The 683-nt window shown below is 53.9% G+C and carries 1 protein-coding gene; it reads left to right on the top strand.

Annotated features, from left to right (window positions below):
• The first annotated feature begins 455 nt into the window (after positions 1-455).
• Positions 456-569 (top strand): replication initiation protein, encoded by a 114-nt coding sequence (locus OGY18_RS02235; RefSeq protein WP_071524500.1) that lies wholly within the window; start codon positions 456-458, stop codon positions 567-569.
• The last annotated feature ends 114 nt before the right edge of the window (positions 570-683 follow it).

The raw sequence follows: 683 nt of genomic DNA on the forward strand, positions 1-683 counted from the left end.
TGTTGGCATGAGTACAGTTATTGAAAAGTGCGTTATATAGCAGGAGTGAAAATCTGCACAGGGCGTCAGGAGAAAATGCAGGACCGGTGATATACCGCTTCCTCGCTCACTGACTCGCTGCGCTCGGTCGTTCGGCTGCGGCGAGCGGTACCGGCTTACGGACGGGGCAGAAACGTCCTAGAAGATGCCAGGAGGATACTTAGCAGAGAGACAATAAGGCCGGAGCGAAGCCGTTTTTCCATAGGCTCCGCCCCCCTGACGAACATCACGAAATCTGACGCTCAAATCAGTGGTGGCGAAACCCGACAGGACTATAAAGATACCAGGCGTTTCCCCCTGATGGCTCCCTCTTGCGCTCTCCTGTTCCCGTCCTGCGGCGTCCGTGTTGTGGTGGAGGCTTTACCCAAATCACCACGTCCCGTTCCGTGTAGACAGTTCGCTCCAAGCTGGGCTGTGTGCAAGAACCCCCCGTTCAGCCCGACTGCTGCGCCTTATCCGGTAACTATCATCTTGAGTCCAACCCGGAAAGACACGACAAAACGCCACTGGCAGCAGCCATTGGTAACTGAGAATTAGTGGATTTAGATATCGAGAGTCTTGAAGTGGTGGCCTAACAGAGGCTACACTGAAAGGACAGTATTTGGTATCTGCGCTCCACTAAAGCCAGTTACCAGGTTAAGCAG

Source organism: Citrobacter sp. Cpo142 (assembly GCF_030332425.1).
Lineage (GTDB): Bacteria > Pseudomonadota > Gammaproteobacteria > Enterobacterales > Enterobacteriaceae > Citrobacter > Citrobacter portucalensis.